21 protein-coding genes, 1 tRNA gene and 1 pseudogene are annotated in these 22,022 nt (G+C 38.8%); 9 read left to right on the plus strand and 14 right to left on the minus strand.

Annotated features, from left to right (window positions below; genetic code table 11):
- From FTU02_RS13555 to FTU02_RS13565, 3 genes are all read right to left on the minus strand, one after another.
- Positions 1-1,297 (minus strand): phage late control D family protein (locus FTU02_RS13555; protein WP_180157596.1); only part of this gene is annotated, 1,297 nt, incomplete at its 3' end.
- 689 nt (positions 1,298-1,986) lie between these two features.
- Positions 1,987-2,550, minus strand: a complete 564-nt coding sequence (locus tag FTU02_RS13560) for a TetR/AcrR family transcriptional regulator (RefSeq protein ID WP_180157598.1) — start codon at positions 2,548-2,550, stop codon at positions 1,987-1,989.
- Between the two features lie 301 nt (positions 2,551-2,851).
- Positions 2,852-3,487 (minus strand): cation transporter, encoded by a 636-nt coding sequence (locus tag FTU02_RS13565; protein WP_180157600.1) that lies wholly within the window; start codon positions 3,485-3,487, stop codon positions 2,852-2,854.
- 76 nt (positions 3,488-3,563) lie between these two features.
- On the opposite strand from FTU02_RS13565, the gene FTU02_RS13570 reads away from it, so the two are divergent.
- The 3 genes from FTU02_RS13570 (at position 3,564) to FTU02_RS13580 (ending at position 5,719) form a co-directional block, all read left to right on the plus strand.
- Entirely contained in the window at positions 3,564-3,980 is a 417-nt protein-coding gene (locus FTU02_RS13570; RefSeq protein WP_180157602.1) for a Cd(II)/Pb(II)-responsive transcriptional regulator, read from the plus strand.
- Positions 3,981-4,060: 80 nt separating this feature from the next.
- On the plus strand, positions 4,061-5,455 hold the full coding sequence (yegQ, locus tag FTU02_RS13575; RefSeq protein WP_180157604.1) for a tRNA 5-hydroxyuridine modification protein YegQ: 1,395 nt from the start codon (positions 4,061-4,063) through the stop codon (positions 5,453-5,455).
- A 9-nt stretch (positions 5,456-5,464) separates the two neighbouring features.
- A complete protein-coding gene (locus tag FTU02_RS13580; RefSeq protein ID WP_180157606.1) occupies positions 5,465-5,719 on the plus strand; it encodes a YfhL family 4Fe-4S dicluster ferredoxin in 255 nt (84 codons plus the stop codon).
- A 286-nt stretch (positions 5,720-6,005) separates the two neighbouring features.
- Here the strand turns inward: FTU02_RS13580 and ahpF are convergent, their stop codons facing one another.
- Complete coding sequence (gene ahpF / locus FTU02_RS13585; RefSeq protein WP_180147566.1) at positions 6,006-7,571, minus strand: alkyl hydroperoxide reductase subunit F; 1,566 nt, start codon at positions 7,569-7,571, stop codon at positions 6,006-6,008.
- Between the two features lie 433 nt (positions 7,572-8,004).
- Here ahpF and FTU02_RS13590 point away from each other — a divergent pair, with 433 nt between their 5' ends.
- A complete protein-coding gene (locus tag FTU02_RS13590; protein ID WP_180157607.1) occupies positions 8,005-8,613 on the plus strand; it encodes a DsbA family protein in 609 nt (202 codons plus the stop codon).
- A gap of 85 nt (positions 8,614-8,698) precedes the next feature.
- On the opposite strand, the gene FTU02_RS13595 is transcribed toward FTU02_RS13590, so the two are convergent.
- The 3 genes from FTU02_RS13595 to FTU02_RS13605 are packed head-to-tail and all read right to left on the minus strand — an operon-like array spanning position 8,699 to position 11,599.
- Positions 8,699-9,619: a hypothetical protein gene (locus FTU02_RS13595; protein ID WP_180157657.1), complete on the minus strand. Its 921-nt coding sequence runs from the start codon at positions 9,617-9,619 to the stop codon at positions 8,699-8,701.
- Positions 9,620-9,660: 41 nt separating this feature from the next.
- Positions 9,661-10,791, minus strand: a complete 1,131-nt coding sequence (locus tag FTU02_RS13600) for a toxic anion resistance protein (RefSeq protein ID WP_180126514.1) — start codon at positions 10,789-10,791, stop codon at positions 9,661-9,663.
- 16 nt (positions 10,792-10,807) lie between these two features.
- Entirely contained in the window at positions 10,808-11,599 is a 792-nt protein-coding gene (locus FTU02_RS13605; RefSeq protein WP_180094809.1) for a tellurium resistance protein, read from the minus strand.
- A 327-nt stretch (positions 11,600-11,926) separates the two neighbouring features.
- Here FTU02_RS13605 and FTU02_RS13610 point away from each other — a divergent pair, with 327 nt between their 5' ends.
- The gene (locus FTU02_RS13610; protein WP_078189122.1) at positions 11,927-12,415 is read left to right on the plus strand and encodes a TIGR00645 family protein; all 489 of its coding nucleotides are present in this window, start codon (positions 11,927-11,929) and stop codon (positions 12,413-12,415) included.
- A 60-nt stretch (positions 12,416-12,475) separates the two neighbouring features.
- Here FTU02_RS13610 and FTU02_RS13615 read toward each other — a convergent pair whose 3' ends face one another.
- The 5 genes and pseudogenes from FTU02_RS13615 to FTU02_RS13635 form a co-directional block, all read right to left on the minus strand.
- Entirely contained in the window at positions 12,476-13,180 is a 705-nt protein-coding gene (locus tag FTU02_RS13615; RefSeq protein WP_180094807.1) for a Crp/Fnr family transcriptional regulator, read from the minus strand.
- A 117-nt stretch (positions 13,181-13,297) separates the two neighbouring features.
- Complete coding sequence (locus FTU02_RS13620) at positions 13,298-14,260, minus strand: TauD/TfdA family dioxygenase (RefSeq protein WP_180094805.1); 963 nt, start codon at positions 14,258-14,260, stop codon at positions 13,298-13,300.
- 244 nt (positions 14,261-14,504) lie between these two features.
- A complete protein-coding gene (gene rnk, locus FTU02_RS13625) occupies positions 14,505-14,909 on the minus strand; it encodes a nucleoside diphosphate kinase regulator (RefSeq protein ID WP_111885760.1) in 405 nt (134 codons plus the stop codon).
- 160 nt (positions 14,910-15,069) lie between these two features.
- Positions 15,070-16,323 (minus strand): serine hydroxymethyltransferase, encoded by a 1,254-nt coding sequence (glyA, locus tag FTU02_RS13630; RefSeq protein ID WP_111885761.1) that lies wholly within the window; start codon positions 16,321-16,323, stop codon positions 15,070-15,072.
- 156 nt (positions 16,324-16,479) lie between these two features.
- Positions 16,480-17,703 (minus strand): annotated as a pseudogene (locus FTU02_RS13635) (alpha/beta fold hydrolase).
- A gap of 625 nt (positions 17,704-18,328) precedes the next feature.
- Between FTU02_RS13635 and FTU02_RS13640 the strand changes: the two are divergent.
- From FTU02_RS13640 to FTU02_RS13655, 4 genes are all read left to right on the plus strand, one after another.
- Positions 18,329-19,027, plus strand: coding sequence for a 3'-5' exonuclease (locus FTU02_RS13640; RefSeq protein WP_180157608.1), 699 nt, complete (start codon positions 18,329-18,331; stop codon positions 19,025-19,027).
- Between the two features lie 88 nt (positions 19,028-19,115).
- The gene (locus FTU02_RS13645; protein ID WP_180157609.1) at positions 19,116-19,862 is read left to right on the plus strand and encodes a hypothetical protein; all 747 of its coding nucleotides are present in this window, start codon (positions 19,116-19,118) and stop codon (positions 19,860-19,862) included.
- 217 nt (positions 19,863-20,079) lie between these two features.
- A complete protein-coding gene (locus tag FTU02_RS13650) occupies positions 20,080-20,436 on the plus strand; it encodes a hypothetical protein (RefSeq protein ID WP_180157610.1) in 357 nt (118 codons plus the stop codon).
- A 166-nt stretch (positions 20,437-20,602) separates the two neighbouring features.
- Positions 20,603-20,896, plus strand: a complete 294-nt coding sequence (locus tag FTU02_RS13655; protein WP_180157611.1) for a hypothetical protein — start codon at positions 20,603-20,605, stop codon at positions 20,894-20,896.
- Positions 20,897-20,955: 59 nt separating this feature from the next.
- Here the strand turns inward: FTU02_RS13655 and FTU02_RS13660 are convergent, their stop codons facing one another.
- The gene (locus FTU02_RS13660) at positions 20,956-21,168 is read right to left on the minus strand and encodes a hypothetical protein (RefSeq protein WP_111885766.1); all 213 of its coding nucleotides are present in this window, start codon (positions 21,166-21,168) and stop codon (positions 20,956-20,958) included.
- A gap of 705 nt (positions 21,169-21,873) precedes the next feature.
- Positions 21,874-21,963, minus strand: a tRNA-Ser gene (locus FTU02_RS13665).
- Positions 21,964-22,022: the final 59 nt, after the last annotated feature.

The raw sequence follows: 22,022 nt of genomic DNA on the forward strand, positions 1-22,022 counted from the left end.
GATTATATGCAGGAACGGTCGAAATATTGCGGCGTTGTAATGTGAGCTGATTAGCCTGACGCTCGGCCTGTTCATGGATCGGTTTAATGTTCCACTGGCTCTGCTCAATCAGTTGATTGACTTGTTCAGTGAGGTCTTTGGGTAAGTTATTTTGGTTATAGAATTTTTTTTCTGTAATTAAAAATTGTTTGTCTGCACCACTGTGTTGATCGATTTCTGGGTGTTCATTCAATTCAAACCAATAACCCACTTGGGTATCACGCACGGTCGATTGTGCATTGAATTTTTTCGATTGTAGCTCGTGATAGCGCGTGAGGTTTTGATTCAGTTTTTCAATTTGGCTATTGGATGAAGCAGTGGCTTGATCTTCACCTTTTAAGTCTTGCATCCATGCAGGGCTGACATGCCATGCTTGTTCTAGACTTAAGCTGGCATTGTCTTGGCTTTGGCTATGCTGATGTTTGCTTTGAACTGAGCCTGCGCCTTCTTCTTGGCTGAGTCCATCGGCTTGCCAGCGCTGTACATGGACCGCAGTCGGCTGAATGCTACGTTCACCGATCAAGCTGGTGATACTGTCTTGTTTTTCAGTGGCGCTAGAACGATGAAAGCGGATACTACGACGGCTGAGTGCTTGATATTGGCTATTGTCATCAATCAGGCGGAGTTTTTGTTTTTCAATTTGGGCTGAGGAATGCGGCACTTTCAACTGTGCTTCATCGATGAGCCAGTTGATACCCTCACTGCGCCAAAGTCGGGTTAAAAAGTCATAATCACTTTCATTCGACTGCATGATGAAAGGTCGAACGTCATAGTTCTGACTTAAACCGCTTAGATCTAGCGTTAGACTGGCGGCAAAGAGCGGACTTTTGCTTTGCCATTCTTTAAAGAGAGTTTCACTGACATCGCGAACAGATTTGTTCATAAACACACGGCTGTTGCGGCGTTTATGCCACAGTGAAGTTGCATCTTCTAAAGTGAGTTTATATAGGGTGAGTGAACCGTCACTCTGCCCTTGAGTCGCCTCTGTAATAATACCGGTGGTACGGAAGAGTTCGCCCTGATCGGTCACTTGATCAACGGCAACCTGTGCGCCAATAAATTGTTTTAGTGGAATAAGTGAATTAGTAGATAGGCAAATCAAAGTCGCTTGCAGGCCTTGGTTTAAGACATGCTCCCCATCAATACGTTGAATAAAAAGTTCTTCATTCAACGCAGGGTTGGAAAATTGCACATGAATGGCACGTTTTTGGGCGGATAGACCCAATTGTTCTAATACAGCAAATATTTTGCCTAACATAATAAAAATTCTAAATTGTAATCATGGAAATAATTTTGCTGCTAGTTTAGTCAAATTCATCAATAAACTTAATGCTTAAAACCATAGAAGATGTTTCGTTATGTAAAATCCACGATTCAAAAATTCACTTAAAAATAAAAAGCTGAGAACCCACGCACTAAATACTTATTGCATATAAAATATTCAAAAAATGGTCTTAGACCATGCACTTGCATCCAACACGTAGCGTCACTCACATAAATGTAAAAATAGTTTTATCATCTAATTTACATCGAGCTTAATGATCAATTTTTTAATATTATCTTTAAAAATAGTGGATTAATTTAAACTTAAGCTAGATTAAAAAACACACAAACCTTTCTTTCCTCTCTTGTAATTCACCTAAGATCCCCTATAATTCAAAAAAACAGACAAGTCTGTCTATTTTGCTGCAAAAACCGAATGAATTTAACATTCAGAGGGTAACAATATAAATGAGAGAAAACGTATAAAACGTTCGAAATTCAAATCATTGACTTAAGCTAACAAAGTGAATGATTTGAACGCACAATTGTCAGCAAAGCGCGATTACCCCAAATAATCGCGCTTTTTATTTTCTTAGAATCTTAAAGCATGTGAAAAAAATTGATGGTTAATCAATACAAATAAGTCATCGCTAGATTTAAAACCCCGATGCCTACAAGCAAATTTTAAGCAGCCAATTCCAAACGAATTAAGGTTTCAACTCGCTTCCAATAATCTGCTAAATGCACTTGGTTGGGGTCAATTTGGGCTTGGATAGTCATGCCATCCAAAATACTACTCAGAAATGCAGCGAGTTGTTCAGTTTGCTGAATGCCCAGATGTTGCAAGGCAGTACTTAGTTTTGATTTAAGCCACTCTTTATAATCGATCGCAGGTTGCAATGAAGACGGATAAACTTTAGATATTTCTTCTACTGCTTTTTGAAACATACAACCATTAAAATCGGCGGTATGAAACCAAGCACCGTACCAAGCAAAAATGGTTTTAATATGCGAAAGATGGTCTTCTGGATCACATTCTGCAATAGCAGCTTCAAGTGATTCCTGTAAATTAAGATTTCGAATCACGAGACATTCTTCAATTAATTTGGCTTTAGAGGGGAAATATTTATAAAACGTCATTTTAGCAACGCCCGATTCCCCAATAATTCGATCTATACCAATCGAGTTATAGCTATAAGAATTGAAGAGTTGGAGCGCAACGTTAATGATGTCTTGCTTTTTCGACATTTAATTTACCTGATGCACCAATGGAGCCTAAACATAAAGCTTTTAAGGTAGAAAACCTAATTTTTAAACATGATTTTCGCGCGCTATTGTAAAGCATAACTTAATTGGAGTCTGTAGATAAAACTTCAGCATCCCATTAAATACAGTCTGATTTCAGAAGATTTATCGATATAGCAGTCAGGAAAATTTCGTATAAAACTGACTGCTATTTTAATTTCAACTAGCGATTTAACGACTATTCATCTGCGTTAAAAACATGGATAAAATGAATGCCATTAACGGTGGATTTAAGAGTAAGTATTTAAGAGCAAGGGGTACTCAGAATATTTTTTTGCTTACGCTCTTGTAATGCTTTTCGAATCACCTGATAACCACCCGTTAAACCTAAGATCGCCATGATTACAGCCACAATCAAATCTGGCCATAGACTTCCTGTACCAAATACCCCGACGGCCGCCAAGATCACCGCGACATTACCAATGGCATCATTACGGCTACATAGCCAAACGGATTGCATATTGGAGTCACCTTCTCGGAAGGCATATAAGACGTATGCACAGATGACATTAGCGACTAGAGCCAAAATACCAATCACACCCATGGTGATCGGTTCAGGAGCAATCCCATTGGCATAGGCATAGAGGACTTTGGCAATTACCACGATCCCAAACGCTGCCATAACAAAACCTTTAACCAAGGCAACTGTTGCACGCCAATATAAACTGGCACCAAGCACGGCTAATGAAACCCCATAATTTACGGCATCACCAAAGAAATCTAACGAGTCCGCCCAAAGCGCAGAAGAATGTGCATAAGCCCCACCAATCAGCTCTACCAAAAACATTATGGCGTTAATGATTAAGGCAATCCAAAGTGCAATACGAAATTTACTGTTGGGTTTGCTTGGTGCTGGCTCATGACTACATGTACATGCCATAAATGTGCTCCAATTTAAAAATCAATGGATTTGTATTATTCTTATTCAAAACTATGGACTCACTCCAAGGTCAAGCATGAACGTACAAAAACATTATTTGATTAAAGAATTGTCCACCAAATCTGGGGTAAGCGTTGACAGTATTCGCTTTTATGAAAAGAAAAAACTGCTGAAACCTAGCTTCCGCGCAGACAACAATTATCGCTATTATGATGAAGAAATGTACAAACGTTTGGTTTTTATTAAGCGCTGTCGAAACCTCGATATTTCTCTCACCGAGATTCAAACCCTGCTTGAACTTGAGCAATCCCCTACGCAAAGCTGTCATGCTGTGAATGAATTAATTGATAATCACATTCGTCAAGTTTCTGAAAAAATTAAAGAATTAGAAAATTTTAAAATACAGTTAAGTAAGCTCCGTGCCAGTTGTAATGAAACCAATCAAATAAATGATTGCCAAATTTTAAAACATTTGGAAAACGGAATATCTTGAAAACCCAACTAAAATACTTGGTTGAATCCTTTTTTTAGATCACTACAATAAAGCCATAAATTTTTTATGCCTTTATTGACATGACGATTCAACACGTAACCGAACTCCTCTCACCTGCTGGCTCATTGAAAAATATGCGCTACGCTTTTGCTTATGGCGCAGATGCCGTGTATGCAGGTCAGCCGCGATATAGCTTACGTGTGCGCAATAATGCTTTTGACCATGACAATTTAAAAATTGGCATTGAAGAAGCCCATGCTTTAGGTAAAAAGTTTTATGTGGTGGTAAACATCCAACCGCATAACTCAAAACTGAAAAATTTCATCCGTGACCTTGAACCTGTGGTTGCCATGAATCCTGATGCGCTAATCATGTCTGACCCCGGTTTGATCATGATGGTGCGTGAACATTTTCCAGAAGTGTCCATTCATTTGTCTGTACAAGCCAATGCGGTGAACTGGGCAACGGTTAAATTTTGGAAAAATATGGGACTCACACGTGTCATTTTGTCACGTGAATTATCAATCGAAGAAATTGAAGAAATTAAACACAATGTACCTGATATGGAAATTGAAGTTTTCATACATGGTGCATTATGTATGGCTTACTCCGGTCGTTGCTTACTTTCTGGCTATATGAATAAACGTGATGCAAACCAAGGTGCATGTACCAATGCATGCCGTTGGGATTATAAAATTCACGATGCAGTTGAAGATGAAACTGGTGATGTTATTCCAGTCACACAAATTGAAGAATCATCATGCTGCAATAATAAAAATGCCGATGAGCAACACGCCCTAGAACAACACCAATTCGGCGAGCCGGTTTTATTACAACGCAATGAAGAAGACATGTTTGCTGCCGAAGAAGATGAACATGGCACTTATTTCATGAACTCGAAAGACTTGCGTGCTGTACAGCATGTTGACCGTTTAACCAAAATGGGCATTCATTCTTTAAAAATTGAAGGCCGTACCAAGTCTTATTTCTACTGTGCGCGTACCGCTCAAATTTATCGTAAAGCCATCGATGATGCCCTTTCTGGTAAACCATTTGACCCTGCTCTCATGTCTCAGCTTGAAGGTCTTGCGAACCGTGGTTATACCGAAGGTTTTCTACGCCGCCATGTTCATAGTGAATATCAGAACTATGAAACCGGCTCTTCACGTTTTGATCATCAACAGTTTGTAGGTGAAGTTTTAGAACGCAATGGCGACTCTCTTAAAATCGAAGTGAAAAACCGTTTTGTTGTAGGTGATTCTTTAGAACTGATGACCACTTCAGGCAACATCACCTTCGTTTTAACTGAAATGAAAGATAAAAAAGGTAATCTAATTGACGATGCCAAAGGTTCAGGTCATATCGTGGATATTCCTGTACCTGCCGATGTGGATATGCGCTATGCCTTACTGATTCGTAACTTACCCAATTCGACAGTGGATATTTCGGCTTCATCTTTAGCTTATCAGGCTTGAGTTCACTTTATGGCTTTGTTGATTACAGATAAATGCATCAATTGTGACATGTGTCTACCTGAATGTCCCAATGATGCCATTTATGAAGGCTTAAAGATTTATGAAATCGATGTCGCACGTTGTACTGAATGTGTCGGTTTCTATGCGCACCAAACTTGTGTTTCAGTTTGTCCGATTGAGTGCATTGTGCCTCATCCTGAACATGTGGAGACAGATGAGCAGTTAATGGAGAAGTTTAAAGGCTTGAATTTATTTAAATCTTAAATTCGTGATGTGATTGGTATATTAATTGCTTACTCCGCTTTATATTTTATAGAGAAACAACCTTGGGGAAAGTATAAAAATAAGGTTGTAAAACAAAAATAGCTGGGCAACGAATAGGATTCAAAATGTGTGGGGACATTTTTGAATCCTAATTTTGCAGACAAAAAAAGGAACTCCGGTGTTAGCGTCCAAAGTTCCTGTAAAACGAGAATATTAAGAAAAATAATATTCAAATGACAACATTCAGCGCGGCCAGTGTGTTTCTCGAAACACACTGGCCTTTCTTTTATTGACCAGAGCGGATGATGTAATCAAAAGCAGACAATGAAGCTTTCGCGCCTTCACCTGTCGCAATGATGATTTGTTTGTACGGTACTGTTGTACAGTCACCGGCAGCAAATACACCTTTCACATTGGTTTCGTTGCGCTCGTTAATTACGATCTCACCACGGTTTGAAAGTTCAACTGCTGTTTCTTTTAAGAAATCAGTGTTTGGTAACAAACCGATTTGTACAAAGATACCAGCCAATTCAATCGTTTTGATTTCATCTGTTGCACGGTCTTTGTAGTTCAATGCAGTCACTTGTGAACCATCACCAACCACTTCTGTAGATAATGCATTCATGATCACAGTCGTATTCGGTAAGCTGTTTAACTTGTCTTGAAGGACTTGGTCAGCACGAAGCTTAGTATCAAACTCAACAAGTGTTACATGTTCCACAATACCTGCAAGGTCAATCGCCGCTTCTACACCTGAGTTACCACCACCAATCACTGCAACACGTTTACCTTTAAACAATGGACCGTCACAGTGTGGGCAGTATGCAACACCACGAGTACGATATTCTTGTTCACCCGGAACGTTCATTTCTCTCCAACGTGCACCTGTTGAAAGAATCACTGTTTTAGATTCAAGTTTTGCACCATTCTCTAAAGTTACTTCAACTAGACCATTGGCAGTTTGATCTGCACCTTTGATGTCAGATACACGTTGCAAGTTCATGATGTCCACACCGTACTCACGTACATGTGCTTCCATTTCAGCAGCAAACTTAGGACCTTGAGTCTTTTGAATCGACGTGAAGTTTTCGATGTCCATGGTATCCATAACCTGACCGCCCATGCGTTCAGCTACGATACCGGTTTTGATACCTTTACGTGCTGCATAGATTGCAGAAGTATTACCTGCAGGGCCACCACCAATCACAAGGACATCAAATGCTTCTTTGGCATTTAGCTTTTCAGCATCTTTTGCAGCAGAGTTGGTGTCTAATTTAGCAATGATTTCTTCCAAAGTCATACGACCTTGACCGATGTGGTTGCCGTCTTGGAATACCATTGGTACAGCCATGATTTTGCGTTCTTCCACTTCGTCTTGGAAGAATGCACCATCAATCATGGTTGCAGTTGTGCCTGGGTTATAGATCGCAATCAGGTTCAAGGCTTGAACTACGTCAGGACAGTTATGGCAGCTTAGAGAAACAAACACATCAAAGTCAGTTTTAAGACCTAGACCTTTGATGGTGTTCAGTACTTCGTCAGAAACTTTCGGTGCATAACCAGAGGTTTGTAGCAAAGCTAGAATCAAAGATGTGAACTCGTGGCCCATTGGTAGACCTGCGAAGAATACACGTGGATTTTCACCTGCTTTTGCAATACCAAAGCTTGGCGCACGGCTGTTGTTACCGTCAAAACGTGCTGTCACTAAATCAGATAAAGCAGCAACTTCAGTTACCAATTCTTTAATTTTGTCTGATTTGTCAGTGCCGTTTAAAGTCGCGACGATTTCAATCGGGCCTTCAAGGCGTTCAAGTAAGGTTTTTAATTGAGCAGAAGTATTTTGATCTAACATTGCTAACGTCTCCAGAGGAGTAAATTTATTTGATGAGAGAATGATAGAACAAACCATTAAATAGGTGAAACGGTTTGTTTTTATAAAATTAATCGGTTTTACAAATCAAATGATTAAATTTCTTTCTAAATCATAAATATATGGGCGTATATTAACATTAAAATGATTTATTTCGCACACATATATCGTGATAAATCCCTCATTTTTTTCTTTTTTATTGAAATTACACCAAGTCTATGCAAGACATACGCACGACCTGATCAATTACAAAATCTTTATAAAGCTTTAAGTTTCATTTCAGCAAGTCGGCTTTAAATCAAAGGAAATATCAGATGATTTGACTGCTTTTGAGTTCCATCAATAAAGCCACAATCAATCCCTTGCATCAATCAGCCATCGATCTACAAGTATAAAATCAACAGTGAGCAGAATAATGAAAATTGAATTTGTCTTTGATATTGTTTATCCCATGAGTTATGTCGCATTTCAAAAGTTAAAACAAAACTGGAATGAACATACAGCAACCCGTGTAGAGCTATTACCGATTCAACGCGCTCCAGAAATTCCTGAACAAGGCTTAGATGTGCTGCAGTATTTAACCAATAAGTATGGCGCGAGTGCAGCAAATCGAAAACTCGAAATGACAAAATTTGCCGCTTATAGCGAAGATGTGATTGTCAATATTGAGTACATGAAACGTATGCCAAACAGTCAACTGGCTTATCAAGCTATTTTGGCCTTGGACAATATTCTGGATCAATATGCCCTGACTCAAGCCCTATTCCATGCATTATTTGCACATGGTCAAAATATTGCTGATATTCACGTTTTAAAAAGCATCATTGAAGGCATTGGTTTAGATGGCTCGAAAGTACTGCGCTCAATTCAACATAAAGATATTGCAGACCGCCAGCATGAAATTACACAGTATGTAAAATCAAAGGGACAACACCCCATTCCTTTTTACCTTGTGGATGGCGAAGTAAATGATCAGACTTTTTCTACACAGGAACTTCGACAACTTTTTCATCGCGCAAGTTAATCTACCCAAGATCAAAAATCCCCATACAATGTGATGGGGATTTTTATTCTGAGCAATGCAATTATCTAAAAAGAAAATAGGCCTATTAATGAAGTCCCTGCTCAATTCGATTAATCCGTGATTTGAACTGCTGAGAAAGCAGATACAAAATTAAGCTCAAAACCAGCGTGAGTACTATCACGGTGATCAACACCCAACGTACAACAACTTCTACTACATTGGCTTGCTGAACTTGTTTTTCCACGCTTTGCGCCATCGGTGTCATGGTTTTATCAAATAGCTGATTTTGCATCGCCCAGAGCTGTTCAGGCTGAAAACCGTATTCACGGAATTTTGCTGGATTTTGTTGCTCGGTATTGATTAAGGATTGCACCAAAGGAATTGCTGTCGCACGATCTACAGGCTTATGCATCAAAGCAGCTTGTGCAAGTAAATAGTCTTGCACAGGTTTTGCCAATTGTGCATCTTCCATCTCGAAAGCCAGCTGGCTTTCCTGAATATTTTTTTCATAATGTACCAATTTTTGATCTGCTGCACGATCATCATGATTAAGGTCATATTGCACATAGGTTAAGCCTGACCAAAGCACGATAAACGATAAAATCCAGCCAACAAATTTCAATACAAAAGATTGGAATCGAATTCTAAAAAATTGAAATTTTTTTAGAAAACCAACCAAGAAAAATGCGCCAATAAATGAAACGATGAGTTTTAGAAATAACCAGCCAATAAAGGATAAAAAGTTTAAAAAATAGTCGGAAGACTCACCGAGTTGATATGTCAAATCACCTGCACTAACGGGAATATGCAGTTGCTGTACGCTAGAACTTAGGCCAAAAAAGCTATAAACCATATCATGCTGAATAAACAACATCACAGCCGAAACGATCAGTACAGAAACACTGGTTAAGGTCAATAACGTCAAATTGCGTTGACGCTTCTTAATGGTTTGAAGCCCTGTTTCCAGTTGCTGCGGATTTAGCGCATATTCATCAATGGGAGGCAAAGACATACTCCTTCAGATTATATTTTCACCTCCCTCACAGTTTATGAAGAAGGGTTTGAACCACTCGATTCAATTACTAAATGATTCAAATTGTTTTGTAAGGCACGAATACGTGTCGTCGCTTCTTCACGCTTTTGTACACCTTCTTTCTGAATTTGAATCACATCATTAACGGTTTTAATGAGGGTATTTTGCACATGTTCAAGTGTTTCGATATCAATCACTGAACGCTGATTGGCTTTCGCTGTATCGACAGAGTTTTGATGCAACAAATCTGCATTGCGTTTTAATAGGTCATTGGTCGCATCATCAATGCTATTTGCCAATTGCACGCTGTTCTTTTGTTCTTGCAATGAAATCGCCAAGCTAATTTGGTTTTTCCAAGCCGGTAAGGTGATATTTTTAATAGCATAAAATTTATCAACCAACATCAAATTGTTGGATTGAATAATGCGAATCATCGGCAAGGTCTGCATCGCAGACTGTTGCAAGATCTGTAAATCACTCACACGTTTTTCAAGATTATTTGCCAAATGATTGAGGTCATAAATTTTTTGCGTAGTGGTTTGATCTTGAACTTGAGTGGTTAAGCTTGCAATTTCCTGTTGAATTTCCTGCTCTTTCAACTTTCCTGCGGCGATATACACCCCTAATTGTTTATATTCGTCTTGTACGCCTTCAAACATTTTATCCAAGGTATTTACACGGGCTTTTAAGCCATTTTGCGAAGTTTCAATTTCTTTGACCAACGCATCAATTTGCTCTTTGGTGGTATTAAAGTGCTGATCAAAACTTTGCTTAGCACCTTTAAATTTATTCAGCAAACCACCAAAAAATCCTGAGCTTTTAGATTTATTTAAAATGCTCGTGGTATTTAGCTGCTGTGCGACTTGTACCACCTGATTGAGCTTTTGACCTGTCGCATCTAGATCTTTATTTTGCACCAAATTTAATAATTCATCGGTATAGGTCGACGTCTTGGTGGCAATGTTTTTACCATATTCAGCAACACTATTATGACTTAAATCTGCCAATTCCTTACGTGCAGCTTCGACTTCGTGAAAATCGGAAGTTTGTAAGCCAATTTCCTGCAAATTGAGTTGCTGAAACTTTTCTTCAGTCAACTCTTTGCTTACTTCAACGGGTAAATTTTTGGCATCTAAATCGGTCATAACTCACCTTATATTTCTAAGACTTAGAGGAATTCTCTAATGATTTTTTTAAAGTTTTAATCAAATTTTCACGGCTATTATCAAGCTTTTCCAATGAACTTGTCGAGTTACTTTGACGACTTTGTTTCACATGATATTGCCATGCTGGAATCAACACCTGCTGAGCTTCCTTATATCGATCTAATAATTCAAAAGAAAGCTGCTGAGAAAGCTGCATTTGCGTAATTGCAATATCATTACTGGCTTGTAAGGTTTGCAACGTATTCACCTTTTTCGATAAACGTTCTGCAAAGTTGTCAAGCGGATGCTGTTTTTTTACAAACTGTGGGTATTCCACCAAGAACTCTTCAGCCGCGACGATATAGCGCGCCATTTGCTCACGTAAGCCTTGTAGTTGATTAAAACGTGCTTGGGACTTTTGAATTTCTAACTGTAATTTTTGGCTCAGATGATTTGCCCGATCAAGTAATTGATCTAGATTTTTATAATATTCAACTTGTCCTGAACCATATTCCAAATCTATGCCTAACCATTTTTGCAGGGCATTAAATTTGCGTGTTTTTAAATATTTTTTTGAATTGGCTAAGGCTTGAATCAACTGCTCAATGGTTTGACTAAGTTGTTTCGTCAACTGAGGGTCAACACCGTCTAGCAGCACCGACTGTGCTTGAATTAATTGATCTGCATAATGATTTAGACGATATTGATCGGTCAGTAATGGCACAAGGTCATTCCGCTTAATCGAAAGCACTTCCGCCCGATCTACCGTAATATCCTTTAACGGCACCAATACATCAATTTGTGACATAGCCAATTAAACTCAATAAAATCATTTTTATACTACAAGTTCTGCCATAAAAGTCTTGTAGTATTTTGCAAAAAATACATCTATTTCATCGGTCAAATTTCGTTATTAAATTCAACCGTTGCATATAGAACCGCCTAAGCAGCCATACGGCATCATTTCAATGGATATGATGACCTACACAGATGAATTCAAGCTTAAGATACCCAAAGATTCAATCTAGATTTAAATTAAACAACTGACTCTACATGAATTATTATCAAAATTATCGTAAAATTTAATCCATATACTTTAGAACCAAATATTAGATCAATAAATTTAGAGGCTTAAATGGAACGTTTTTTCCATAACACAATGTATGCAGCACGTTGGATTCTGGCTCCCGTGTACTTTGGTTTATCCTTTGCACTGCTACTGCTCGCGATTAAATTTTTCCAAGAAGTCATTCATGTCCTTCCGCATATTTTAGAATATTCAGAAGCTGACCTGATTTTAGTCATTCTCTCTTTGGTCGATATGACTATGGTGGGCGGACTGATTGTGATGGTGATGTTTTCAGGCTATGAAAACTTTGTTTCGCAATTAAAAATTAATGAATCGACCAATCGCTTGAATTGGCTCGGCACCATGGATGCCAACTCATTAAAACTCAAAGTTGCAGCATCAATCGTGGCAATTTCTTCGATTCATTTATTACGCATTTTTATGGATGCGAAAAACATCCCCAATGACAAAATCATGTGGTACATCATCATGCATTTAACCTTTGTTTTTTCTGCTTTTATGATGGGTTACTTGGATAAAATCAGTAAGCACTAATCTATGTAAGATCAATGAAGCCATTTGCGATTATGGCTTCTCGTCAAATTTTAAATCCAGTTATTCATCAAGTTCACTCATTCGCCTTAAACGATCAAGATCCAAGATCACGATTTGTCCATAATTCCACGCGATCACTTGTGTTTGGACAAATTGCTGCAGATGTTTATTCAACGTTTGGCGTGAAATATTAAAAGACTCTGCAAATTCCTGCTGACTGAGTTTCAGGGGAATTTCCTGCCGACATCCATATTGCTCATAGAGTCGTATCAAATGTCTAGCAATACGCTGCTCTAGCGTTGCCGTTCGCAAATAACGATTATGCTCAAACATCAAATACATGCGTCGACTGAGAGATTGCACGACATTCCAAAGCGCCTTCGGATCACGCTGTAAAACTGCTAAAAACCTTGTTCCAGAAATGATTGCCACCTCGACGTGTGTCGCAGCAAAATAATCATAATTCAAAGGCTTTTGTTGTAAGAGTGCGACAAAATTAAATACCGACTGGCGACGGATATAGTCATTTACAATCAATTCACCATTATTTTGCAACCAACCAATTTGTAGCGTACCTGAAAGCAAAATATAAATATCTTGCACGATTTGTTGTTGTTTTAAGATGTGCTGCTGCGAATGAAACCGTGAATATTTCACCTGTTGCACAAGCTGTTCTAAAGTCTGATCGCTAAAGCCCTGAAAGATGTCTTCATTACGCAAAATTTGCAACAAATGCTGTTGGGCTGTGTTCTTTTGATCGCTCACGTCTATAAAAAAATGCCTAAGATCTCATTGATCTTAGGCAAGTGCTGAAAAATGTAAAACCATTGTTTTTCGCATTATTTATCTGTTTTTATGCTGTTTTAAATGACGCTCTAATACTTAAGATGCTTTCTCATAAATACGGCCTGCTTCAGAACGGAAGTTTGAAATGTCGGTGTTTTGAATATTTTTCAGTACAGTACTCGGCTGACCATTTACATCGACAGGCACATCGCCCTCGATAGTGACACGTGAGGCGATACGTAGCTCATCACCATAGTCATTGATGGCACGGTGCTGCGTCGCACGATTATCCCAAATTGCAACATCACCAACCGCCCAGCGCCAACGCACAATATTTTCCCATTGCACGATTTGCTCTTGAAAGAGTTCAAATAATCGTCGTGACTGTGCCGGACTGTATCCACTGAAGCGTTTAAAGAAGTGACCCAACACCAAACTTTTTTCACCTGTTTCAGGATGTACACGCACCAAAGGATGCTCGGTTTCTACTTCTACCGCTGTACGGAATAAGTGGCGACCTTCTTCATTGTACTGACCTTTCGGCGCCGCATAGTCATAACTGTTGCTATGCACCGCGCGTAATTGTTCCGCCAACTTTTGCAGCTCAGGACTTAAATCTTCATAAGCGGTCACGGTATTGGCCCAAACCGTATCGCCACCATGTTCAGGTGCAACTACATTTCTTAAAATTGTGGCTTTAGGATAATTGGGCAAAAACGTAATATCGGTATGCCACGAGTCTGCACGCCCACCACGTGAGTCAATTGACAAAGTATGTGCTGTACCATCTTTGAGTGGCACACTTGGGTGATTCAACGGATTACCTAAAAGTCGTGCAAAGGCTTCTTGTTCTAAATCGGTGAGATCTTGCTGCCCACGCACAAATACAACTTTATATTTTAATAATGCATGATTAAATTCATCGACCACGCTTTTGTCTAAATTTCCAGACAACTGAATGCCAGAAATTTCGGCACCAATACGACCGGTCACAGGTTTTACTTCAATATGCTGATATTGATAGTCTGGATTGTAATGATTCGATTCTAATTGTGTCATAGGGCTCTACCTTATTCTTCAAATTATTAAGCAACGATGGTGTTGTTGAAATAAAGTGTGCCGACTTCGTGCCCATGACTCTGTCAATTCTTTGACAGTTTTCCCAAGTTAAACTGCAATGGTTGTAATAAAATCTGCTTAACAACTTTTGCCGATTTCATATCTAAAAATGCGATATCGAAAAATAAAAAAGCCATCAGTATCGATGGCTTTGTGTGCAGAATTTATCTGTATAGCAGTGGAATTATAAATAGTCCCCTTCACGCTCAGGTTGATAGAGCACTTTAATGATTTTGACTTTCATAGTGTGACCATCAGGCTGCGGCCATTCTATTTCCTGCCCTTCAGCCAAACCTAATATGGCAGCACCCACTGGAGCCAAAACATTGACTTGACCTTTATCGCCACGAAAATCATGTGGATAGACCAGTGTAATTTCGGTTGCTTCTGTCGCAGGTGCAATGTTAATGAGAACTTTGGCATTCATACTCACCACATTGGCAGGGACATCTTGTGGAGCAACCACTTCAGCGCGCGCCATCTCATCTTCCAAATGCTCCATCGTCGGCGTCAGCTTAGACTGATGCTCCAACATGGTTTCTAAACGATGTAAATCTTGTTCTGAAAGAATAATATTGGGTTTTTTCATATAAAGTTCCTTTGCGACCTTGCCAACAGATCTATAGCGATGGGCAAATTTTTTGTTATCTCTTATTCCGTTATAACAGAAATATAAATGTTTAGATAACTTTTGAATTTTTCTGATGACATAAAAAAAGCCCCCTTGAGGGGGCTTTCTCAAGTCAGACTTATTTTGCGTAAACTGGGAATTTAGCGCAAACAGCAGCAACTTTTTCTTTCACTGCAGCAATCACAGCTTCGTCACCTTTGCTGTCTAGAACGTCAGCGATCCAGCCTGCAAGGTCACGTACTTCAGCTTCGCCAAAACCACGTGTTGTTACAGCAGGAGTACCGATACGGATACCCGAAGTCACGAATGGAGAACGTGGGTCGTTTGGTACTGAGTTTTTGTTCACAGTAATGTGAGCAGCACCTAACCAAGCATCGGCATCTTTACCAGTAATGTCTTGTTTAATTAAAGATAATAAGAACAAATGGTTCTTAGTACCGCCAGAAACAACATCATAACCACGTTCGATTAAAACTTCAGCCATTGCTTGCGCATTCTTAACAACTTGTTGTTGGTAAGCTTTATATTCAGGCGCCATTGCTTCTTTGAAGCAGATCGCTTTAGCCGCTACAGCGTGAACTAAAGGACCACCTTGGTTACCTGGGAATACAGCTGATTGTAATTTTTTCTCGATTTCTTCGTTTGCTTTCGCAAGGATTAAACCAGAACGTGGACCACGAAGTGTTTTATGTGTAGTCGTTGTAGTTACGTCAGCAATTTGTACTGGGCTTGGGTAAACACCAGCAGCAACAAGACCAGCTACGTGAGCCATATCTACGAATAAGTAAGCGCCAACTTTGTCCGCGATATCACGGAAACGCTGCCAATCAACAACTTGGCTATACGCAGAGAAACCAGCCACGATCATTTTTGGCTTGTGTTCTTCAGCTAAACGTTCAACTTCTTCATAGTCGATTTCGCCAGTTTCTGGGTTCAAACCGTATTGAATTGCGTTGTAAGTTTTACCAGAGAAACTAACTTTAGCACCGTGAGTCAAGTGACCACCGTGAGCCAGGCTCATACCTAAAACTGTATCGCCTGGGTTAAGTAGCGCAAGGTAAACTGCAGAGTTTGCTTGTGAACCAGCGTGTGGTTGAACGTTTGCATAATCAGCACCAAACAATTCTTTAGCACGGTCAATGGCCAATTGTTCGATCACGTCTACATACTCGCAACCGCCGTAGTAGCGTTTACCAGGGTAGCCTTCTGCATATTTGTTAGTAAGTTTTGAACCTTGAGCTTCCATTACTGCAGGTGAACAGTAGTTTTCTGAAGCGATTAACTCAATGTGCGCTTCTTGGCGAGCATCTTCATTCGAGATCGCTTGAGCTAATTCAGGGTCAAATTGAGCAATAGAGGTGTTGGCAAACATTAGCGAGGTCCTATTAAATTAGGGCTTTTAAGCCGTGCTAAGATTGGCGCGTATTGTAGCATGAAGTTTTAGAAATGAGAGAGGGAAGTTTGTGCTGTTTTTAAATAAATAATGCCCGTGTTGAATCTGCACGAGCACTATTTAAGTCAAATCAACTTATTGATTTGGCATGAGAGTCTCTACATCTTGCACAAAATTTGCCAGATTATCGGTATAAATACTAATATGATCTGCTGTCGCTTGCTCACGATAGTCAATCGATGTTCCCGGCTTAGCAAGGCTAATCATAAATTTAGTCGCATCTGCTGGAATGGTTTGATCGGCTTTACCTTGATAAATGATGATCGGCGTTTTCACCGCTGTCGTTAAAGGCTATGAACCTTCACTCATAAAGTTTTGGATTGGCTTTAAAGTTAAGAAATCAGACTGCGTGCGGCCATAGTTATCCAAAGTCGTGTTCTGACTCGCATAACTGAGCATGTCATCTTGAATTAACTTGGTTAACTCGCCTGAACACACTGTTTCAGCCTGAGGTGCAATCGCAGCCAGATGTCCACTAAATACTTTTGAATAATCCACACTGTTTTTATGCCCTTGCATACCCGCAATGATCTGCGCAGTAAAACTGTCTAAAGGTGCATAAATCATACTTTGCACGGTTGCAGGTTTACCTACAGCTAACTTCTCGCCTGCGTCAAGAATGAGCGCAAGATTATTTGCAGGTGCTATGGCAATCGTTCCCTTATAATTTAAGTCAGCACGTGATGCATATTCAGCCGCACCTAACACGGCCTGACCACCTTGAGAATGTCCGATCGAAAGCCAATCCTTCGACACCGTTTTACCTTGACTGGTTAAGTAACTTCGAGCTGCAACAACGGCATCGGTAATCGAAAAGGCTTCACTTTTTAGATTCAGATAAGGATGGTTTTCACGTCCACTAGGTTCCCCTAATCCTTCATAATCGGGTGCCACAACGACATAACCCTTTGCCAATAACATTTGCAATAAATATTCAGTGCCTTGCAAACCTTGTCGGCTCGGAGCGCATTTATCAGCCACACCGGTCGTTCCATGTGCCCAAGCCACAATTTTCCAACCACCTGCCGGAGCAACTGTTTTTGGGGTAAAGACTAAGGCTGTGGCTTGAACAACTTTGCCATCTACTCCTAGCATTTTATAGGTCATCAATCGGCTGTCTGCACTCACAGCAGGCATATTGTCTTGACTATAGGCTGTTGTAGTTACCACCGGATTTTTGATCTGATTGAGATCAGCATTTGTTTCAGGATTACTAAATTGTTGGTCATTACTATCATTACCGCAGGCTGCTAAAAATAGCATACTGCTGACTAAAACCGTTAAACGCAGCATTTTCATTCCATGATCCTTTTTTTTGTTGTTTTAAAGTCAATTTTTCATTGAATATGAATCATTAAATACATGGAACAAACTTTTGTTCAAGCCTAATTTTTAAGCAACTACTCTTATTTTAATTTATCAAATTAATATAGAACTAAAACTTTGTTTTAGCTCGATATGGATTAACAGCATTCAAATAAATCAACCACCCCGATCTCAGAAAAATGGCTGAACTTATATTTCTGATCATTGGATACAGATTGGGCTATTTTTCGGAGGTTAAAGCAAAATGTAAAATCAACAAAAATGCTGTACCCCCTGCCAACTACACAAACATATGCACAAAAGTAAAGCCGAAAAACCACCATGCCATTGATCGTGAACATACTCTAGTGCTTAATCCACTTAGCGACATTTTTGGATATCACGATGGACAAAAGCCTTTAAAATAAGTCGATTTAGAAGATGGTTTAGCTTTATCCCGCTGTAAAGGTTTTATTTCAGCAGATGCGATAAAAGCAGATTATTTAAACACTGCGCAGCCATCTTCATAATATTCCTACAAATAATCACAGCATGGGTTTGTCAGTGTGGATGTGATCATGTACATTCATAAACATTATTCAACATGCTGGAACTGGACATGCAAGCCATCATTCTCGACACAGAAACCCATACACTAAATGGACAACCCATCGAGATTGCCTATGCTCCAATTCAGGTGGCAGATGCCAAAATTACCCTAGATAAATCTAAAATTTTTGATCAACTTTATCGTTGTGATGAAGCAATTTCTTTTGCAGCAATGGCTGTACATCATATTTTAGAATCAGATCTTGAAGGTCAGCCCCACTACAGCAGTTTTGAACTCCCATCAGAGACGACATATATCATTGGGCATAATATCGACTACGATATTCGAGCGCTCGAAAAATGCGGTGTAGATGGTTCAAAAATTAAAGCCATTTGTACCCTTGCCCTTGCTCGTCGAGTTTGGCCTGATGCAGAAGCGCATAATATTTCTGCCTTGATATATATGATCACCAAAGGCAGTGAAAAAGCACGTGAAATGATCCGTAAAGCTCACCGCGCAGATATGGATATTATTTTAACTGCTAATATTTTGATGCATATCGTCCATCACTTAAAAATCAACAGCATCGAAGAATTATACGAAGCTTCGGAAGATGCTCGCATTCCACGCAGTATTAATTTTGGTAAACACCGTGGTACCGCAATTGCAGAATTACCTGCGGACTATGTGCAATGGCTATTACGTCAAGATGACTTAGACCCTTATTTGCGTAAAGCTTTAGAAAACTCTTCTGTCATTACTCTATAAATCATTGATTGTTTAATATTTTCTTAATATTACTGTCATTATCACTGCATAGGATTGCCTTAATTCTTTTGAGCTATGGAATTAAGGCATGTTCAACTATCAAAAAACTGAGCTGGGTTTTCAAACTTTAAAAGACCGACAGCTCGCATTAAATGCAAGACAACGTCGTCTGCTACTCTTAATTGGTAGTGATGACTTTAACCAAATGCCAGTGCATTATCAGCAGCGGATTGCTGAAGTGTCCTTGCTCGAGCAACTGATGGAACTTGGGCTGATTCAGCCAATTACAGCACATGATCATCAACGCCTTCAAAACTCCGATTTTTCTGCTTTTAATACTCCTAAAATAGCGCCTAGCAAAACGCCCGATCTCAATATCTTTAGCCCTGCATCCGAGCTCACAGCGCAAGTACATGTGACTTTTAATGAACTTTCAATGCCTACAATGGAAGTTCCTCAGACTCAGTCACAGCACGAAATAACTAACTCCCTGCCAATGGATGCAATGGGCTTTATATCCCGTCAATTTAATCAAGCTATACCTGAAAACATAACATCAAACAACCCTGTATTAGCAGAACAAATCATTGATTTCATCGAGCACGATTTTGATGAGTTACAGAATTTTATGTGCAGTTACTTACAGCGTTATTGTGGGCTGATGGCAAAAAAATTAATGCTTAATATTCAACAGGCCACGGACATTGCAGAATTAAAAGCCTGTCAGATGCAATGGATAACCTGTCTAAATGAATCCAATATTCAACCTAAACTCTTACAACATGCATTACAGCAAATTAATTACAGTATAAAAAATCTGCAACAACTGGTTTGACTTAGAGACTTTTCCTCACTTCTCATTCAAAAAACAACTTAATGAGGTGAGTTATTCTTCACACATATCAATATAAAGAATTGAATTTTATTAACTTTATCTATTCACTTATTTCTTTTATGGTTTTAACTACTGTTTTATACGACCTTCCCCTAATGTCAATCAACAGTAAAAAATCGCAAGAATAAAACCGATCTCCTAGCGTTTGAGCATGTCAATGTCACAACAGTTTTGTTTAGAATTTGATTCTTTCGATAATCCTATGCAACTCAGCAAAATTGGCAATTGGGTATTTACCTTCTTAACCTCACCAGACGAATTGCCTAATGTTCAATTGGCCATTACCTATGTCATGCCACGAAAAATTAGTGATGAATTACAGCCTAGACGTGTGGTCATTCAAAATACAGCCATTGAAACAATTTGGCGTATAGAACAAGTTGAATGCTTCAACAGCCAAACGAACCAAGAACTCACCTTTACAGCAGCGGAACCTCAAGCTCAATTGGTTTTAAACAGTATCATTGAAGAATTTGCCCGTTATGATGTCCCATTGGTATTCAAGCCGCTTTAATTTAAAGCGAATTCCAACTTATTTTTCATAAAGATTTAAGCTGTCTCAATGATTTAACCAAAGTTAGCTAGATAGACATTAAATGAAAAATAATCCATACAGATTATTGTTGCTCAATTCATATACACTATTCCTGCTCAATAATTTTTGACCATGGATAATAAAAATGAATTTAGCCAATTATTCTAATGATCAGGCACTCATCCTTTTCAACCTATATAGCAGCCTTGAACAATGTCTAGATGCGATTGGACATCTGCACCTTGGACCCAAACTAGTGCTGACCGACCATGATGTATCGAAAGATCATATGATCGTGCAACGTTTTCAAGCTGGGGTTTTAACTCAAGAAATCCAAGTGCGTAAACATGACGTTGAATTGTCTTCTAGCAATCCGATGACGCGCTATCAGTTACTCTCTTATATTTTGAATCAATTTAAAGCAGATCAAACAGCTTAAATTTCAATCTCTAAAAATAAAAAACTCACCATAAGGTGAGTTTTTTTTATTCATTCAATTTAAGCTTCTAAAAGCTTGTAAATACTGTCCGATTTTTGACTTTCAAAAAGTAATTCGATACTGGGTAGGATGATTTCACCTGCAATAATGATATGTTCAATGCGATGAAACAGCCCTCTTGAATCTTCTTCTGAAGGATTACGCACCAAAGCTTGTGCTTCATAAACCTGACTAAATTGGTCCTTTACCTTTATGTCAATCATCTGTGTCATGGTAACGTCTCTACTTGTTTTAATAATTGCATTTTTTATATCACACCTTTACACATTAACTTACTTTGTAAATGTTAGATTTCATGGCAATGTAAACTTATTTTACTTTATTAATTATATATCAACAACATAGGTTGACTATTTAATTATTGTTTGACAAAAACACTATATTTTCACATTTTGAAAGACATTAAAAAGCCCGCATTGCTGCGGGCTCTATGTTGGAAGGCTAGTGCTGATTTCTTGTCTGTAATATTCAAAAACATCTTAAATATTACTAAACTCAACGAGCTGTCATTGATCCGTCCAACCTATTAGTAGCGTCTTGGTTATGACCTACTGTGATTTCAATATAGCACTTTCAATTCTCTTGCCAAGCCTTGCTAATACTTCAAAACAATTGATCAAATAAAATACAATTGATATTTTTTCAAAATAAGCGATCATAGCTCTGCCCAATGCTTGTGAAAGATTTAAATAAATAGGCCATTAAAAATAAATTCAACACTATCAATCTATAAACATTCTTTTCTCTTACTTTTAATTCAAGCTTTGACAACCGTTGCATTAATATCTGACCTGAATTTTAAGTCTGATATTCATTTTTAACAGTCCTTAAAAATACTAGTAAGTAAGGTTGCCGTCTCAAATTAAAATCTAAAACAAAAAAAAGCCTCTGTATCACTACAGAGGCTTTTTTGAATTTGGCGGAAGCGGTGAGATTCGAACTCACGGAGGACTCGCGCCCTCGTCGGTTTTCAAGACCGGTGCATTAAACCGCTCTGCCACGCTTCCATGTGCGCCATAATACGGAGGTTTTATTCATCTGACAAGTAAAAATTACAACTAAACCA

Origin of the sequence: Acinetobacter sp. YH12045, from assembly GCF_013419925.1 — a bacterium.
GTDB lineage: Bacteria > Pseudomonadota > Gammaproteobacteria > Pseudomonadales > Moraxellaceae > Acinetobacter > Acinetobacter amyesii.